Below are 17911 nucleotides of genomic sequence, written 5' to 3'. Positions count from 1 at the left end.
CGGCGGGCCGCCCGCGGGGGCGCCCACCCCGCGCAGCCGGCCCAGCTCGGCCTCCAGGCCGGGCGCGCGCCGGGGGGCCGCCGCGGGCGCCGCCTCCAGCGGGGCGCCGACGGCGTCCAGCAGCAGCGCCCAGCCACCGACCGAGCGGGCCAGCCGCTCGAGGACGGCGGCCGGGGCGCCCGGCGTCAGCGCCGCCCGCGTGAGCTCCTGCTGGGCGGTGGCGGCCCGGGCCACCGCGGCGTACTCGTCGGCCGCGAGCGCGGCCGACACCCCGCGGGAGATGGCGATGAACGGGGTCCCGCGGGGCACCTCGACCACCGGCAGGCCGCCCGCCGCGGCGGCCGCCACCAGCTCCCCGAGGACGGCGTCCTGGCCCAGCCCGGTGCCGAAGCCGAGCGCGGCGACGCCTCCGTCCACGAGCCGCCGCACGTACGGGCCCACCGGCTCGCCGTCGCGCAGCGCCAGGCCGGTCGTGAGCAGCAGCTCGCCACCCTGCAGGAACGGCGCCGGGTCCGGCAGCTCGCTCACGTGCACCCAGGACAGCGGGCGGTCCACCGGGACGTCGGGAGTGAGCAGGCGCAGGTCCAGCTCCGGGTTCGCGACCAGGTCGGCGACGGTGACCGGCACGGGGACTCCTGGAGTAGGCGGTGCCACTGTGGACACCGGGAAGCCCCCGGTGCGCCGGTCCGGACAGTACCTCCGCGCCGCGGCGCCGCCCAGACTCGACGTCGTACCTGCCCCCCGCAGGGCGCACCCGTCGAGCCGAGGAGCCCCCATGACCGACCTGCTGGCACCCCCGTCGACGCCGGCCCAGGAACGCCGGCTGGTCACCGAGGTGCCGGGTCCGCGCTCCCGGGAGCTGATGGCCCGGCGCACCGCCGCGGTCTCCGCCGGCGTCGGCACCACCCTGCCGGTCTTCGTCGAGCGCGCCGCCGGCGGCGTCGTCGTGGACGTCGACGGCAACTCGCTCATCGACCTCGGCTCGGGCATCGCCGTGGTCAACGTCGGCAACGCGGCGCCCCGCGTGGTCGCCGCCGTCCAGGAGCAGGTCGCCGCGTTCACGCACACCTGCTTCATGGTCACGCCCTACGAGGGGTACGTCGCCGTCTGCGAGGAGCTGGCCCGGGTCACCCCCGGCGACCACGAGAAGCGCTCGGCGCTGTTCACCTCCGGCTCCGAGGCCGTCGAGAACGCGGTCAAGATCGCCCGGCACGCCACCGGACGGCAGGCCGTGGTGGTGTTCGACCACGCCTACCACGGCCGGACCAACCTCACGATGGCGCTGACCGCGAAGACCATGCCCTACAAGCACCGGTTCGGCCCGTTCGCCCCCGAGGTGTACCGCGTGCCGATGAGCTACCCCTTCCGCGACGCCCCCGGCCTGTCCGGCGCCGAGGCCGCCGCGCGGGCGATCCGGCAGATCGAGACCCAGGTGGGCGCCGCGAACGTCGCGGCCGTGCTGATCGAGCCGATCCAGGGCGAGGGCGGGTTCGTCGTCCCCGCCCCGGGGTTCCTCCCGGCCGTCGCCGAGTGGTGCCGGGCGGCCGGCGCGGTGTTCATCGCCGACGAGGTGCAGACCGGCTTCTGCCGCACCGGCGACTGGTTCGCCTGCGAGCACGAGGGCGTCGTCCCCGACCTGGTGACGCTGGCGAAGGGGATGGCCGGCGGGCTGCCGCTGGCGGCGGTGACCGGCCGCGCCGAGCTGATGGACGCCGTCCACACCGGCGGGCTGGGCGGCACGTACGGGGGCAACCCCGTGGCCTGCGCCGCGGCGCTGGCCGCCATCGACACGATGCGCGAGCAGGACCTCGCCGGCGCCGCCCGCGCCATCGAGGCGACCATGCTGCCGCGGCTGCGGGCGATGCAGGAGCGCACGCCGGCCATCGGCGACATCCGCGGCCGCGGGGCCATGATCGCCGTCGAGCTGGTCCGCCCCGGCACGACCGACCCCGACCCCGCGCTCGCCGCGGCCGTCGCCCGGCACTGCCACGCCGAGGGCGTCGTCGTCCTCACCGCCGGCACCTCCGGCAACGTGCTGCGGTTCCTGCCGCCGCTGGTCATCGGCCCGGACCTGCTCACCGAGGCGCTCGACGTGCTCGACGCCGCCGTCGCGGCCACCACCGCGGCCCGATGACCGCCGCCGTCAGCCCGCCGCGCGACCGGGTCCGGCTGCGCCCGGTGCCGGCGGCCGCGGAGCCCCTCGTCGGCGCGGTCGCCGAGTGGCCGGGGACCCGCCCGCTGCTGGCCGACGTCGTGCCCGTGTTCGAGCGCCTCGGCGTCCGGGTGGCCGACGCCGCCTCGCTGCCGGACGACGGCGCGCCGGCCACCCGGCTGGACCTGCTGCTGCCGCCGGGGGTGCGGCCCGGACCGGCGCTGGCCGCGCTGGAGGAGGCGCTGGCCGCGGCCTGGGCCGGAGAGGCCGAGCTCGACGGGCTCTCCCGGCTGACGGTGACCGAGGGGCTGCCGGTCGCCGACGTCACGGTCCTCCGGGCCGCCTGCCGCTACCTGGCCCAGACCGGGTCCGGCCTGTCCCGCAGCTACATCGAGGAGACCGTGCTCGCGGCGCCGCGGTTCGCCCGGGCGCTGCTGCGCCGGTTCACCGCCCGCCACTCCCCCGACCGCCCCGACCTCGCGGGCGCCGAGGCGGCCGCCGCCGAGCTCGACGCGCTGCTCGACGGCACCACGAGCCTCGACCAGGACCGCATCCTGCGCGGCCTGCGGGACGTGCTCGACGCCGTCGTCCGCACCAGCGCCTTCCAGCGCGACGCCGACGGCCGCCCCCGACCGCAGCTCGCCCTGAAGATCGCGTCGTGCCGGCTGCCCTTCCTGCCGCTCCCGCGGCCGGAGGTCGAGACGTTCGTCTACTCCCCCGCGATGGAGGGCCTGCACCTGCGCGGCGCCGCCGTGGCCCGCGGCGGCATCCGCTGGTCCGACCGGCCCGAGGACTTCCGCACCGAGGTGCTCGGCCTGCTCAAGGCGCAGCTGGTGAAGAACGCGGTCATCGTGCCCGCCGGGGCCAAGGGCGCCTTCGTCGTCCGGGCGGACCTGCGCGGGCTGGACCGGGCGGCGGCGCAGGAGCGGGTCGCCGCGGCCTACCGGTCGTTCGTCTCCGGCCTGCTCGACGTCACCGACGATCTGGTCGACGGCGCGGTCGTGCCCCCCGACCGCACCGTGGTGCTCGACGGGGACGACCCCTACCTCGTCGTCGCCGCCGACAAGGGCACGGCCACCTTCTCCGACCTGGCCAACGCCCTGGCGGTCGAGCGCGGGTTCTGGCTGGGGGACGCGTTCGCCTCCGGCGGCTCCGCGGGCTACGACCACAAGGCCATGGGCATCACCGCGCGCGGCGCCTGGGTGTCGGTCCGCCGGTCCCTGCGGGAGCTGGGCACCGAGGTCGACGCCGAGCCGGTGACCGTGGCCGGGATCGGCGACATGTCCGGCGACGTGTTCGGCAACGGGATGCTGCTCTCCCCCCGGCTGCGCCTGGTCGCCGCGTTCGACCACCGGCACGTCTTCCTCGACCCCGACCCCGACCCGGCTGCCTCGTTCGCCGAGCGGCGCCGGCTGGCCGCCCTGCCCGGGTCGTCGTGGGCCGACTACGACCCGGGCCTGCTCTCCCCCGGCGGCGGCGTGCACCGGCGCGACGCCAAGGTGGTGGCCCTCTCCCCCGAGGTGCGGCGGCGCCTGGGCGTCGAGGCCACCGAGCTGACGCCGGACGAGGTGGTCCGGGCAGTCCTCCGCGCGCCGGTCGACCTGCTGTGGAACGGCGGGGTCGGCACCTACGTGCGCGCGGCGGAGGAGACCGACGCCGAGGCCGGCGACCGCGCCAACGACCGGGTCCGGGTGACGGCGGAGACGCTGCGCTGCCGGGTCGTCGGCGAGGGCGGCAACCTGGGGCTCACCCAGCGCGCCCGGGTCGCGGCGGCCCGCGCGGGCGTGCGGGTCAACACCGACTTCATCGACAACTCGGCCGGGGTCGACACCTCCGACCGGGAGGTCAACCTCAAGATCCTGCTGGCCGGGGCGGTCCGGGACGGCGAGCTGACCGGCGCCGGGCGCGACGCGCTGCTGCGCGAGCTGACCGACGAGGTCGCCGCCGCGGTGCTCGCCGACAACGCCGCCCAGGCGCGCGCACTCACCGTGTGCGCCGACCAGGCGCCGTTCCTGCTCGACCGGCACGCCGCGCTGATCCGCGACCTGGAGCGGCAGGCCGGCCTCGACCGCGACCTGGAGCACCTGCCGTCGGAGGCCGACATCGAGCGGCTGCGGGCGGCCGGCGGCGGCCTGACCCGCCCCGAGGCGGCGGTCCTGCTGGCCTACTCGAAGAACCTGGTCCGGGAGGAGCTGCTCGGCAGCGACCTGCCCGACGACCCGGCGCTCGGCGGCGTCCTCCGGCGCTACTTCCCGCGGCCGGTCCGCGAGCGCTGGCCCGACCGCATCGCGGCCCACCCGCTGGCCCGCGAGATCACCGCCACCCAGCTGGCCAACGACCTGCTCAACCGGGTGGGGCCGGGGTTCCTGCACCGCCTGGAGGAGCGGCACGGCGTGGGGACGCCGGTCGCCGCGCGGGCGTTCGCCGCCGCCGAGCAGGTCCTGGAGCTCGACCGCCTCTGGGCGCTGCTCGACGAGGACGTCCCGCCCGCGGTCGAGCGGCTCGCGCTCCCGGCGCTGCAGCGGATCACCGAGCGGGTGGCCGACCGGCTGCTGCGCCGGCACCGGGACCCCGCCGCGCTCACCGCCGCCGTGCCCGCGCTGACCCGGCTGGCCGGCGAGGTCACCGGCGAGGAGCCCCCGGTCGCGGAGGAGCTGCGGGCCGCCGGCGCCGGTCCGGCGCTCGCCGCCGGGATCGCCGTCCTCGGCCCGCGGGCCGACGCGGTCGACCTGGCCGACGTCGTCGGGGCGACCGGCCTGCCGGTGGGCGCCGTGCTCCGCGCCCACTCCGCCCTCGGTCGGGCGCTGCGGCTGGACGGCGCCGGTGCGCGGGCCGCGGACGCGCCCGGCGACTCCTCCTGGGTGCTCGCCGCGAAGGCGGCGCTGCGCGAGCAGCTCGGCGAGCACCACCGCGCCCTGACCGCCGCCGCGCTGACCGCCGGTGACGACGTCCTGGCGCGGCACCCGGCCGCGGTGGCCCGGTTCGCCGCCACCGGAGAGGCCGCCGCGACAGCCCGCGAGGACGGCGTCGCGCTGCTGGCGGTGCTGACCGGCGAGCTGCGCCGGCTCCGGCAGCTCGCCGCCTGATCCCGCCGCCGCTCGGACGCTTCAGACGTCGACGTCGGTGAGGACGAGCACCCGCTCCTCGGTGAGGTCCTCCATGGCGGCGTGCACGCCCTCCCGCCCGGTGCCGGAGTCCTTGAGCCCGCCGTAGGGCATCTGGTCGGCGCGGAAGCTCGGGACGTCACCGATGACGACGCCGCCGACCTCGAGCTCCCGCGCGGCGCGGAAGGCCAGCTGCAGGTCCCGGGTGAAGACGCCGGCCTGCAGGCCGAAGCGGCTGTCGTTCACCCGCGCGAACGCCTCGTCGACCGAGTCGACGGCGTCCAGGACGACGACGGGCCCGAAGACCTCCTCGCAGGACACCCTCGCGTCGGCCGGCACGCCGGTGAGGACGGTCGGCTCGTACGCCGCGCCGTCGCGGCGGCCACCGGTCAGCACCCGCGCCCCGGCGGCGACCGCCTCGTCGACCCAGACCTCCACGCGGCGGGCGGCCGACTCGTCGATGAGCGGGCCGACGTCGGTGGCGTCGTCGGTCGGGTCGCCGGTGCGGAGCTTCCGCACCGCCTCCACGACCCGGTCGGTGAGCACCCCGGCGACGTCGCGGTGGGCGAAGACCCGCTGGACGGAGATGCAGGACTGGCCGGCCTGGTACATCGCGAAGGTCGCGATCCGGGCGGCCGCCCACGCCAGGGCGTCGTCGTCCTGGTCCGGGGCCACCACCACCGCGGCGTTGCCGCCCAGCTCGAGCGTGACGTGCTTGCGCGGGACCGCGTCGCGGATCGACCAGCCCACCGGCACCGACCCGGTGAAGGAGACCACCGGCAGCCGCGGGTCGCGGACCAGGTCGGCGGCGACCTCGTTGGGCACCGGCAGCACCGACCACGCGCCCGCCGGCAGATCGGTCTCGGCCAGGAGCTCGCCGAGCAGGAGCGCCGTCAGCGGCGTCGCCGGGGCCGGCTTGAGCACGATCGGTGCGCCGACGGCGATCGCCGGGGCCACCTTGTGGGCGACCAGGTTGAGCGGGAAGTTGAACGGCGCGATGCCGAGCACGGGACCGCGGGGCGCGCGGCGGACCAGCGCCATCCGGCCGGTCGCGGCCGGGTCGGTGTCCAGCCGCTGCAGGGTCCCCGACCACCGCCGGGCCTCCTCGGCGCCCCAGCGGAACGTCGAGACCGCGCGGGCCACCTCCAGCCGCGCCCACTTCAGCGGCTTGCCCGACTCCGCGGTGATCAGCGCGGCCATCTCCTCGCTGCGCTCGGCCAGCCGCCGGGAGACGGAGTCCAGAGCGGCGGCGCGGACGTGCGCGGGCGTGGCCGCGCAGGCCGCCCGGGCGCCGTGCGCCGCGGCGACCGCGGCCTCGACGTCCTCGGGGAGGGCCTGCGTCGTCCGGCCGGCGAGGGTGCCGTCGTGCGGCGAGCGCACCTCGAGCACCTCGGTGCCGGACCTGGACTCACCGGCGACCCAGTACGGGGTGGTCATGCGTCCTCCTCGGACGGGAACGGGGATCCGCGTCGACCCTCCCCGACCGGACGGCCGCCGGGCAGGTGCCGATCCGTCCACCCGGCCGGCCGCGGAGCGCCGGATCCGGCACGGCCGGACGGCTCAGCCGGCGGCCTGCAGGCTCCGGCTGCGGCCCAGCACCAGCGCGACGCCGAGGGCGGCGACGGTGAGCCCGCCGGCCAGGAGGACGACGGCCGGCCAGCCGCCGCCGTCCCACGCCCAGCCGGCCAGCGTGCCGCCGACGGAGGAACCGACGTAGTACCAGAACGAGTACAGCGAGGCCGCCTGCCCGACCGCGCGCCCGCTGCCCGCCGCCCGCAGCGCCACCCAGCCGCTGGCCACGCCGTGCGCGGCGAAGAAGCCGACGGTCAGCACGCACAGGCCGGCGACGAACGCCGGCAGCGGCCGGGCGAGGGTCAGGGCGATCCCACCGGCCATCACGGCGACGGCGACCGGGACCACCAGCCGCCGGCCGAGGCGGCCGGCGAGCTCGCCGCCGCCCACGGAGCTGGCCGAGCCGAGCAGATAGGCCAGGAAGACCAGCCCGGCCAGGCCGGGCGCCAGCCCGTACGGCGGGGACTCCAGCCGGAACGTCGCGGCGTTGTAGACGGCGACGAAGGCCCCCATCAGCAGCGCGGCGCTGCCGTAGAGGCCGAGCAGCACCGGATCGGTGAGCGCGGCGGCCAGCTGGCGCAGCAACCGCCCCTCCCGGGGCACCCGGGAGAAGCGGCGGGACGGCGGCAGCAGCACCCGCACGGCGACCGCGCAGCCGACCCCGAGCAGCGCGATGCCCCCGGTCGCCGCCCGCCAACCGCCGAGGTCCACCAGCAGGCCGCCGAGCAGCCGGCCGGTCAGCCCGCCGATCGCGTTGCCGCTGACGAACAGCCCGATCGCCCGCGCACTCACCGAGCCGTGCAGTTCCTCGCGCAGGTAGGCGGTGGCCACGGCGGGCAGTCCGGCCAGGGCGACACCCTGCGCCGCGCGCAGCCCCAGCAGCACCGGCCACGACGGCGCCACGGCGACCAGCACCCCGAGCACCGCGGCCGCGGCCAGGCCGCCGTGCAGGATCGCCGTCCGCCCGCGCCGGTCGGACACCGGGCCCAGCACGAGCAGGCCGACCGCCAGGCCGGCCGTCGCGACCGAGACGGACAACGTGGACCGCGCCGAGGAGATCCCGAACGCCCGGGTCAGCTCGGGGAGCAGGACCTGCGGGACGTAGAGCATCGCGAACACCGCGACGCCCGCGAGGAAGATCGCCCACGAGGCCCGGCGGAACCCCCGCTCACCGGCGCGGTACCCCGCACCGTCGGCGGGACGGCGAGCGGCATCCACGCCCCGACTCTGCGCCTGTGACCTGCTGCACCACCCGCCGGGCCCGGCTCGGGCTCAGGCGTCGACCAGCGCGTCCCGGTGCACGACGCAGCCACCGACCGTGGTGAGCGCGATCGGGGCGTCGGCGAGCTCGTCGGGCGGGGCGAGCAGCGGGTCGACGACGAAGGCGGTGAGGTCGGCGCGCATCCCCACCGCGATCCGCCCGGCCCGACCGGACTCGCCCGCCGCGTCGGCCGCCTGGCTCGTGTAGCCCTGCAGTGCCATGAGCGGCGTCAGCCCCTGGTGCGGCTGGACCGGCGGGACGTCGGGCTCGCCGGCCGGCCGGCGCAGCTGGGCGTCGGCCAGCACCCGGCGCGGGTCGTAGGGCGCCACCGGCCAGTCGGAGCCGAGGACCAGCGGGACGCCGGCGTCGCGCAGATCGCGGCAGCGCCAGGCCCGGTCGGCCCGCTCGTCGCCCAGCCGGGTGGACCAGTTGTCCGAGTGGTCGGCCCGGGTGAAGTGGGTGCAGTGGGTGGGCTGCATGCTGGCCACCACGCCCTGCCGGAGGAACCGGCCGATCAGGGCGCTGGGCAGCGTCTCGATGTGCTCGACGCGGTGCGGGCCCGACGCCGACCGGTCCACGCCGTCGAGCGCGTCCAGGACGTGCCGCACGGCGGCGTCGCCGATCGCGTGCGTCGCAGTCGGGACGCCGGCCGCGGCGAGCGCCCGGAGCGCGCGGGTGTACTCCGCCGGATCGGGCCAGAAGCTGGCCGTCGACCCGCCGAGGGCGTCGGGTTCCTCGAGCCACGCGGTGCCGTTGTCGATGGTGCCGTCGATCATGAACTTGACCCCGCCGATCCCCCAGCGGCGACCGCCCCGGCCCTGCACGTGCACCAGCTCGGCGAGCGTGTCGGCGTCCGCGCCCGGCAGGCACCACGGGGCGAACCGCAGCCGCAGCGGCAGGTCGCCGGCGTCCTCCGCCGCGGCGACGACGGCCTGGCTGTCACCGAGCAGGTCCATCACGTGGCCACCCGTCAGCCCGGTGGCCGCCATGCCCTGCAGCAGCTCGCGCAGCTGGGCGGCCCGGACGGGCACCGGGTCCAGCGGGACGTGCGCGGTGACGAGGTCCATCGCGCCGACCTCGAGCAGCAGGCCGGTCGGCCGCCCGGCGTCGTCGCAGACCACCTCCGACCGCGAGGCGAACCGCCGCGGGCCGTCGACGCCGGCGATCGCCAGCGCCCGCGCGGTGGCCAGGGCCGAGTGGGCGTCGAAGAGCCGGACGAAGGCGGGGCGGCCGGCGACCGCGGCCTCGATCGGCGCGCTGGTCACGGGCTGCTCGCCGAAGAGGTTCGGGTCCAGACCCCAGCCCTGCACCCACGCCTCGGGGCCGCGCCCCTCGGCCGCGGCGGCCAGCAGCCGCTGGACCTCGGCGAGGGAGCGGGCCCGCGAGAGGTCGACGTCCACGGCCAGTTGCAGGCCCATCACCGGATGGGTGTGGCCGTCGACGAGACCCGGGGTGAGCGTGGCCGCGCCCAGGTCGAGGACCTCGGTGCGGGCGCCCCGCCAGTCCTCGGCGTCCCACCGGCTGCCGGTCGCCACGACGACGCCGTCGGCCACGGCGACGGCCTCGACCGGCCGGCTCCCCGGGACGAGCGTGTGCACCGTGTCCGCGAGCAGCACCAGGTCCGCGGCGGTCACGCCGCGCCCACCGGGCTGGCCCCGGCGGGGACCTCCGCCGCGCCGTCGTCCCGCCCCTCGCCGATGCGGGCGTAGACCGCGGGGCGGCTGCGCCGCAGCCACCGGGCGAGCGCCACCCCGACCAGGAGCGTCAGCGGGACGATGCCGACGAGCACGGCGTTGACCGCCGCGGAGGACGCGGTGATCAGCTCGACGTTGTCGAGCGTGACGTAGAGCGCGACCGCCAGGAGGACCGTGCTCGTCACCCCGGCCGCGACGGTGGTGGGCGTGCTCGCGGCCCGGTTGCGGCGCAGGAAGTAGGCGACCGCGGCGAGGGCGGTCAGCAGCATGAGCACGAAGATGCCGACCGCGCCCGGGGTGTTCACCCACAGCAGCAGGCGGGTGTAGGGGTCGGCGCCGGCCACCGCGAACCCCAGGACGACGACGGCGGCGACCACGGACTGCACGATCCCCGCGCGGTAGGGGGAACCGAACCGCGGGTGGGTGGTCCCGAACCAGCCGGGCAGCACGCCGTCCTCGGCGAGGGCGAAGGCGTAGCGGTTGATCGCGTTGTGGAAGGCCAGCTGCGAGGCGTAGACGCTGCTGATGATCAGCAGGGACATCAGCGTGGACGCCCACGGGCCGACGTACGTGGTGATGGCGGTGAAGAACATGCCGGCCAGGTCGCCGCCGGCGGCGGCCTGCGCCTGGTCGCTGCCGAAGGCCTGCACGACCGCCCAGACGATGAAGGCGTACGTGACGGCCATGCCGACGATGGCGACGTAGGTGGCCCGCGGGACGGTGCGCTCCGGGTCGCGCGCCTCGCTGCGGTACAGCGCGGTGGACTCGAAGCCGATGAACGCCGCGAACGCGAACGCCAGGGCCGCGCCCATGCCGGGGGTGAAGACCGCGTCGGGGGTGAAGGAGGCGGCGTCGAGGCCGGACGCGCCGCCCCGGAAGACGACGGCGAAGGCCAGCAGCAGCAGGATCCCGGTCTCCAGGACCAGCAGGACGCCCAGCACCTTGGCGCCGACGTCGATGCCGGTCCACCCGACGAGGAAGACCAGCGCGATGGCCACCAGGGCGATGACCGGCCACGGGACGGTGAGGCCGAACAGGTCGGCCAGCGTCGCCTGCGTCTGCACCGCGAGCAGGCCGTAGACGCCGATCTGGATGGCGTTGTACGACACCAGCGCCAGCAGCGCGGCCGCCAGCCCCCACGTGCGGCCCAGCCCCTTGGCGATGTAGGCGTAGAAGGCGCCGGCGCTGCCCACGTGCTTCGTCATGCGGGTGAAGGCGACGGCGAAGACGGCCAGCGTGGCACCGGCGAACAGGTACGCGACCGGGGCGCCGATGCCGCCGATGAGGATCGCCAGGGGGGCGATCCCGGCCAGGATGGTCAGGGGCGCCGCCGCGGCGACGACCATGAAGACGATGCTCCCGGTGCCGAGGACACCGTGCTTGAGATGTCCCTGGGCGGGCTCGCTGCCGGCGGTGGACGGAGGCGGGGGTGCGGTCACGACGGGTCCTCTCGAGGGCTCTCGGACGCCTTATCCGAATGACGTTCGGTTAGTGTGGGTGTGCTCCGCCTCACGGTCAAGGCATCCGCGAGACTTCGAGCGGACGACCCCGTCCCGACCCCAGGAGGACACGTGGCCCAGCGCCGCCGGCGACTGCTCGACGTGGGGATGATCCTCGAGGCCGCGCTGGCGCTGATCGACGAGCACGGGCGGCTGACGATGGGCGAGCTCGCGGGCCGGCTCGGGTCGAGCGCCTCGTCGATCTACCACCACGTCTCCGGGCGCGCGGAGATCGTCGAGCTGATCCGGGAGCGGCTGGCCACGCAGGTGGACCTGCCGCCGCTGGACGGCACCGACTGGGCCGCGCAGGTGACCGCGTGGATGCACTCCTACCGCCGCGGGCTGGCCGCCCACCCGAACCTGATCCCGTTGCTCATCGGGCAGACGATGACCGCCGGCGCGGCGCTGGAGGGCTACGACCGGGTGGCCGCCCTCCTGGCCGCGGCGGGCTGCCCCGCCGACGAGGTCGTGCTCTGGGTGACGGTGCTCGACTCCTACGCCGTCGGCGCGGCCCTGGAACTCGCCTCCCCGGTCGACGTCTGGCGCAGCGAGGGCGGCCGGACGCCGGTGCTCGACGCCGCGGTGCGGGCCGGGCCGCGCGGCGAGGCCCGCGCGGACGCCGCGTTCGACCTCGGGCTGGCGGCGATCCTCACCGGGATGCAGCAGCGACTGGCGGGGCTGCCCGTCCCGGACCGGGCCGACTGAAGTTTTGGTCGATCGACCAAAACTGTGCCAGACTGGCGACGCCGCCCCGCTGGGCGGCCCCCCTGGCCTCCCTCCCGCTCGAGGACACCCGTGAGTCCCCTTCGTCGCTGGTCCGCGCTCGCGGTCCTGGCGCTTCCGGTCCTGCTCATCAGCATCGACATGACGGTGCTCGGGTTCGCGGTGCCGGCGCTCACCGCCGACCTCGACCCCACCGCGACCGAGCTGCTGTGGATCGTCGACGTCTACTCCTTCCTGCTCGCCGGCCTGCTGGTGCTCATGGGCAACGTCGGGGACCGCATCGGCCGGCGCCGGCTGCTCGTGGCCGGTGCCGTCGCCTTCGGGAGCGCCTCGCTGGTCGCGGCGTTCGCGACGACGCCCGAGATGCTCATCGCGGCCCGGGCCCTGCTCGGGCTCGGCGGCGCGACACTGATGCCCTCGACCCTCGCGCTGCTGCGCACGGTGTTCCCCGACGCCACCGAGCGACGGCTGGCCATCGCCGTCTGGGCGGCCGCGTTCTCCGGGGGGACGGCCATCGGGCCGGTCGCCGGCGGTTTCCTGCTGGAGCACTTCTGGTGGGGCTCGGTGTTCCTGGTGAACACCCCGGTCATGGTCGCGCTGGTCGTCGGAGCCCTCCTGCTGCTGCCCGAGTCGCGCAACCCGCGGCCGGGCCCCTTCGACCTGCTGTCCGCCGTCCTGTCCATCGCGGGCGTGCTGCCGCTGGTGTACGCGCTCAAGACCTCGGCCGAGGACGGCGCCGGCCTGCCCGTGGTGCTCGCCCTCGCCACCGGCGTGGCGCTGCTGTGGACGTTCGTCCGCCGTCAGCGCCGCCTGGCCGAGCCGCTGCTCGACCTGCGCCTGTTCCGGCACCGCGCGTTCACCGTCGCGGTCACGACCAACCTGCTGTCGGTCTTCGCCCTGCTCGGCCTGATGTTCTTCCTCCCCCAGTACCTGATGCTCGTGCTGGGCATGAGCCCGGTGGTCGCGGGGCTGTGGATGGTGCCCCTCGCCGTCGCCACCGTGGCCGGGGCGCTGTCGGCTCCCCGGCTGGCCCGGCACGTGCAGCTGCGGTGGCTCGTCGGCGGCGGCATGGCGCTGGCCGCCGCCGGGCTGGGGGTCGGCACGGCGCTCGGGGTGGACGGCGACCGGGCGGTGCTGGTCCTGGCCAGCGTGCTGATCGGCCTGGGTGTCGGCCTGGCCGAGACGCTCACCAACGACGTCATCCTCGCGACGGCGCCGCCGGAGCGGGCCGGGGCCGCGGCGGCGATCTCCGAGACCGCCTACGAGTTCGGCGGGGCGATGGGCACGGCGGTGCTCGGCACCGTCGGGCTGACCGCCTACGCCGCGTCCCTCGGCGACCTGCCGGGGGTGCCCGCGGCGGCCCGCGAGACCCTGGGCGGCGCCACGGAGGTGGCCGCCCAGCTGCCGCCGGAGACCGCCGCCTCGCTGCTGGCCGCGGCCGAGGAGGCGTTCGTGGTGGGCATGGACCTGGTGCTGCTGCTCGCCGCGGTGCTCGCGGCGTACGTCGCGCTCCAGGCCGTCGTCCTCCTCCGCGGCACCCGGGTGGCCGCCGGAGAGCCCGCGCCCGCCGCGCACGCCGCGCTCGCGCACGGGACCGTGGTGGGGTGACACCCCCACGCCGTGCCCACCTCCCCGTCGCCGAACGCCGGGTCCAGCTGGTGGCCGCCGCCATGCGGGTCATGCAGCGCGACGGGGCCTGGTCGCTCACCACCCGGGCGGTCGCGCGGGAGGCCGACGTCCCCCTCGGGGCCGTGCACTACGCCTTCGCCTCCAAGACCGAGCTCGTGCGGGCGGTCTTCCAGGCCGATCGGGAGCGGTCCACCGCCGTGCTGATGCGGGCGGTGGAGGCCGGGGGCAGCCCGGCCGAGGTGCTCACCCGGGCCCTGGACGGCTACGTCGACAGCGTGATCGCCGACCCCGGCGCCGAGATGGTGCTGCAGGAGCTGAGCATGATGGGCGGCCGGGACGAGGACCTGCACGCCCTGGCGCGGGAGTCCACCGAGCAGTACCGCCGGGACGTCCTCGACCTGCTGCGCCGGGTGGCCGGGGCGTCCGGCGGCAGGTGGTCGGGCGACGTCGAGGTGCTGGCCGAGTCGGTGCTGGGCCTGCTGTTCGGGGCGTCGCTGAACTGGCTGTGCACCGGCGACGACGCGCTCTTCCGACGGTGCGTGACCGACGCCGCCGAGGCCCTCGCCGCCCGGCTGGTGCGCGACGGCGCCGGCACGGACTGACCCGCAGCTGGGACGATCGGCCGGGTGTGCACGGTGGTGGTGCGGTGGTCCCCCGGCGAGCCGGTGCGGATCCTCGCGCTCCGGGACGAGCTGACCGGCCGGGTGTTCGACGACCCCGGCCGCTGGTGGCCGGAGCACGCCGCCCTCGTCGGGGGCCGGGACCGCCTGGCGGGCGGGACGTGGTGCGCCACCCACGTCGACACCGGGGTCACCGCGCTCGTCCTCAACCGGCCGCAGAAGCGGGCGGCCGACCCGGGGGCACCGAGCCGGGGCGTGCTGCCGCTGCTGGGCGCCGTGCACGGCGCGGACTGGCTCGCGCACGTCCGCGTCGACGGCATGGCCAGCTTCCTCCTCGTCCTCGCCGCACCGGACCGGCTGACCACCTGGGACTTCGACGGCGCGGAGCTGGTGACGACGGAGCACCCGGCGGGCACCTGGATGGTCACCTCGGGCGGCCCGGAGGACCGCAAGGCCGACCGGTTCCTCCCGCTGTTCACCGGGGCCGGCTACCCGGACGGCTGGCGGGAGCTGGTGCAGCGCGAGCCGCCGAGGGACGACCCGGGAGCCCTCGTGGTCCGCCACGAACAGGACGGCCTGGTGTACGCGACCGTCTTCGGGGAGCTCATCGAGGCCCGGCCGGGCGTGCTCCGCCTGGAGCACAGCCGCCGGCCGTGGCTCGCCCCGTGGCAGCCCCTCACCCTCGGCTGACGGCGCTGCCGGTCAGCCCGCCGTCCGGACGACGACCTGCGGCGGCAGCGGGTCGGCGGTCAGCAGCGCGACCAGGCCGGCGCGCCGGTCACGGACGGCGGCCTGGTTGACGTAGCCCTTGTCGGTGATCTCCCCGGCATCCAGCTGCGCCGGCTCGCTCAGCACGAGCAGCCGCTCGACGCACTGCGAGGAGCCGCCGCCCTCGGCGGCCAGCCGCTGCAGGGTGGCGACGAGCTCGGCGCGCAGTTCCTCCGCCGGGACGCCCTCGTCATCGACCCGGCCGGCGTTCGGCGGGCTGACCCAGACCATCGCGGTCACGCAGTCGCCGTCCTGGCCGCAGATCACGGCGTCGGTGAGCAGTCCCTGCGACGCGGACAGCAGCTTCGGCCGCAGCGTGCCGACGCTGACGAAGGTGCCGGTGGCGAGCTTGAAGTCCTCGGCGATCCGGCCGCGGAACAGCAGTCCGGCGGCGGGGTCGTCCGGGTCGGCGAGGGCGACGGCGTCCCCCGTGCGGAAGAAGCCCTCCTCGTCGAAGGCGGCGGCGGTGAGGTCGGGCCGGCGGTGGTAGCCGGGGGTGACGTTCGGGCCGGTCACCCGGACCTCCCGCTTCTCCCCCACCGGCACCAGGGCCAGCTCGACGCCGGGTAGGGGCACGCCGAGGACGTCGCTGCGGGTGATGGCGAAGTGCGCCGCGGTGGCGGCCGGCGAGGTCTCGGTGAGCCCCCACGCGGTGGTCATCTGCATCCGCGCGCCGGAGGCGGCGGCGAGGGCCTCGATCCGGTCCCACAGCTGCTGCGGCAGCGCGGCGGCGGCGAAGAAGCCGATCCGCAGCCGGTCGAAGAACGCCGCCGCGGCGGCGGGATCGCGCTCGAGGTGCGGGAGCAGCGCCCCCCAGCCGGCCGGCACGTTGAGGTAGACGGTGGGGTGGACGTCGGACAGGTTGCGCACCGTGCGCTCGACCAGGGCGGGGGCGGGGCGGCCGTCGTCGATCCACAGCTCGCCGCCGTGGGTGAGCACCAGACCTGCGCAGAAGTTGCCGCCGAACGTGTGGCTCCAGGGCAGCCAGTCCAGCAGCACCGGCGGTTCCCCGGCGAGGAACGGCCAGGCCTGCAGCATCTGCTGCTGGTTGGCGGCCAGCATGCCGTGGGTGGTCAGCACGCCCTTCGGCGTGCCGGTCGAGCCGGAGGTGAAGAGGATCTTCGCGACGTCGCCGCGCTGCCGGCCCGCGCACCGGCGGTCCACCTCCGCGGTCGGCTGCGCGCCGAACGTGGCCGCCGGGACGGACCCGGGGACGTCGCCGTCCCGGCTGAGCACCACCCGGTCGCCCCGCACCGCGGCGACCGCCCGGTCGAACGAGGCGTCCTCGGCCACCACCAGCCCGGGGTCGACGAGGTCGGCCATCGCCCGCAGCTTGGCGTGGTCGGCGCTCTGCAGCGAGTACGCGACGCTCGTGGGGACCACCGGCGCCCCCACGGTCATGGCGGCCAGCGTGACGGTCAGGTGCAGCCGGCTGTTCCCGGACAGGACCATGACCGGCCGGTCGGCCAGGCCGCGGTCGAGCAGGCCCTGCGCGAGCCGGTCGGCCTGCTCCCGGACCTGCCCCCAGGTGTTCCGCGCCCACTCCCCGTCCGCGGCCCGCTCGGCCACCAGCAGCCGCTCGGGGTGCGCCTCGCTGTGTGCGCGGAAGGAGTGCACGACGCTGACCGGGTGGTCGCCCAGCGGCTCGCGGCTGCGGATGACCAGGCGCCCGTCGGGGCGCTGCTCGGCCTCGATCCGCGGCACGGCGAACGTGCCGGACCCCGCCGATCGGACGGAAACGGCTACATCGGGGATACTCACCGGTCGCCTCCCGAGAGCAGATGTGACCCGTGCCATCCTGCCGGAGTGGTCGGGCGCAACGTCCGCCCGGCTGCGCCGCCCTCACGCTCCGGCGCGGCCGGCGTCCTGCGCGGCCGACGTGGTGGCGATCCAGTCGTCGATCGTCTGCCACCACCGGTAGAGCCAGTCGGTCAGCTCGGTGTCGTCGCGCGGGACCTCCGCGGCCGGGATGAACCACCAGCGCAGGTACAGGGTCTTGTCCATCGGCAGGCCGCGCCACACGTCCCGCACCGTGCTGAGGTGTTCCAGGCCGGTGTGCGCGACGAGGACGACGTCGGCGTGCGGGGCGGCGCGCAGCGCGGCGGTGACCCCGGCCGGCCGCGGCGGCAGCACGTGCCGCATCGCCTCGGCCCGGCGCACCGCGGCCACCAGCCCGCGGTCGCGCAGTCGCTCGATGGCCCGGAACCGGCGCTGCGGGGTGAAGTTCGCGCCCTCGGGGAAGATCAGCAGCGCGTCCTCCTCGCCCAGGTCGCGGGCCAGGTCGGCGATCGCCTCGGTCGAGCCGTACCCCACCGCCGGATCGGCCGACACGAAGTGGTTGGGCAGCCGGTTGAGGTAGACGTCGATCAGCGGGTCCAGTTGCAGCAGGTCCTTGAGCACGATCCGCGGCTGGCGCAGGTGGTCGCGGTTCATCAGCGTCTGCACGAGCAGGAAGGAGTCGCCCGGACCGGCGTGGCGGGAGAGCACCACCATGGCGTTCGTCGAGCCGGGCACCCCGTCGTCCAGCGGTGACCAGGACGCGCCGTCGGTGACCAGCCGCAGGCTGAACAGCCGCTGCGCCATCCGCATGAGCGCGTCGAGCAGCAGGCGGAGCACGGTGTAGTGGGCCGCCCGGAACGCCGGTGAGTCCAGCCGGCGGCCGAAGCCGCTGAGCACCCACAGCACCGCCGCGAGGCCGAGGCCGACGACCTCCAGCGCCAGGTAGACCAGCGCGAAGGCCAGCAGCCGCAGCGCGCGCCAGCGCCCCGGCAGCCACACGGAGACCACCACCGCCACGACCACGAGCACGGGCAGAAGGAGCACGCCGGCCGCCAGCGCACCGATCATCAGCGGGCCGGTGACCCGGCGGACGCGGCGGGGTGGCAGCAC

Annotated in this window: 13 protein-coding genes; 6 read left to right on the top strand and 7 right to left on the bottom strand. The window is 76.4% G+C overall.

The genetic code is table 11. The features are described 5' to 3' along the window. Window positions 1-627 (bottom strand): PucR family transcriptional regulator ligand-binding domain-containing protein (locus MY520_RS23270; RefSeq protein WP_436694964.1); only part of this gene is annotated, 627 nt, incomplete at its 3' end. Window positions 628-775: 148 nt separating this feature from the next. Between MY520_RS23270 and gabT the strand changes: the two genes are divergently transcribed. Together gabT and MY520_RS23260 are read left to right on the top strand one after the other, a co-directional pair. Further along, entirely contained in the window at window positions 776-2134 is a 1359-nt protein-coding gene (gene gabT / locus MY520_RS23265) for a 4-aminobutyrate--2-oxoglutarate transaminase (RefSeq protein ID WP_436694962.1), read from the top strand. Beyond that, a complete protein-coding gene (locus MY520_RS23260) occupies window positions 2131-5238 on the top strand; it encodes an NAD-glutamate dehydrogenase domain-containing protein (protein WP_436694960.1) in 3108 nt (1035 codons plus the stop codon). Before gabT ends, MY520_RS23260 begins: the two co-directional genes overlap by 4 nt. 21 nt (window positions 5239-5259) lie before the next feature. On the opposite strand, the gene MY520_RS23255 is transcribed toward MY520_RS23260, so the two are convergent. From MY520_RS23255 to MY520_RS23240, 4 genes are all read right to left on the bottom strand, one after another. Next, a complete protein-coding gene (locus MY520_RS23255; protein WP_436694959.1) occupies window positions 5260-6693 on the bottom strand; it encodes an aldehyde dehydrogenase family protein in 1434 nt (477 codons plus the stop codon). Window positions 6694-6816: 123 nt separating this feature from the next. Further along, entirely contained in the window at window positions 6817-8046 is a 1230-nt protein-coding gene (locus MY520_RS23250) for an MFS transporter (protein WP_436694958.1), read from the bottom strand. 54 nt (window positions 8047-8100) lie between these two features. Continuing rightward, a complete protein-coding gene (locus tag MY520_RS23245; protein ID WP_436694957.1) occupies window positions 8101-9723 on the bottom strand; it encodes an amidohydrolase in 1623 nt (540 codons plus the stop codon). Further along, window positions 9720-11222: an APC family permease gene (locus tag MY520_RS23240; RefSeq protein WP_436694955.1), complete on the bottom strand. Its 1503-nt coding sequence runs from the start codon at window positions 11220-11222 to the stop codon at window positions 9720-9722. The genes MY520_RS23245 and MY520_RS23240 overlap by 4 nt, the downstream gene beginning before the upstream one ends. Before the next feature lie 132 nt (window positions 11223-11354). Between MY520_RS23240 and MY520_RS23235 the strand changes: the two genes are divergently transcribed. The 4 genes from MY520_RS23235 to MY520_RS23220 all read left to right on the top strand — a co-directional run bounded on the left by MY520_RS23235 (window position 11355) and on the right by MY520_RS23220 (window position 14944). Further along, complete coding sequence (locus MY520_RS23235) at window positions 11355-11987, top strand: TetR/AcrR family transcriptional regulator (RefSeq protein ID WP_436694954.1); 633 nt, start codon at window positions 11355-11357, stop codon at window positions 11985-11987. Between the two features lie 90 nt (window positions 11988-12077). Further along, the gene (locus tag MY520_RS23230) at window positions 12078-13613 is read left to right on the top strand and encodes an MFS transporter (protein WP_436694953.1); all 1536 of its coding nucleotides are present in this window, start codon (window positions 12078-12080) and stop codon (window positions 13611-13613) included. After that, on the top strand, window positions 13610-14236 hold the full coding sequence (locus MY520_RS23225; protein WP_436694951.1) for a TetR/AcrR family transcriptional regulator: 627 nt from the start codon (window positions 13610-13612) through the stop codon (window positions 14234-14236). The genes MY520_RS23230 and MY520_RS23225 overlap by 4 nt, the downstream gene beginning before the upstream one ends. 24 nt (window positions 14237-14260) lie before the next feature. Next, window positions 14261-14944, top strand: a complete 684-nt coding sequence (locus MY520_RS23220; protein WP_436694950.1) for an NRDE family protein — start codon at window positions 14261-14263, stop codon at window positions 14942-14944. Window positions 14945-14956: 12 nt separating this feature from the next. On the opposite strand, the gene MY520_RS23215 is transcribed toward MY520_RS23220, so the two are convergent. Further along, window positions 14957-16726: an AMP-binding protein gene (locus MY520_RS23215; protein ID WP_436694949.1), complete on the bottom strand. Its 1770-nt coding sequence runs from the start codon at window positions 16724-16726 to the stop codon at window positions 14957-14959. A 138-nt stretch (window positions 16727-16864) separates the two neighbouring features. Next, window positions 16865-17911, bottom strand: a complete 1047-nt coding sequence (locus tag MY520_RS23210) for a lysophospholipid acyltransferase family protein (RefSeq protein WP_436694948.1) — start codon at window positions 17909-17911, stop codon at window positions 16865-16867.

It is taken from the genome of Geodermatophilus sp. CPCC 205506 (genome assembly GCF_051383635.1).
Lineage (GTDB): Bacteria > Actinomycetota > Actinomycetes > Mycobacteriales > Geodermatophilaceae > Geodermatophilus.
This window is presented reverse-complemented; position numbering and strand designations above follow the sequence as displayed.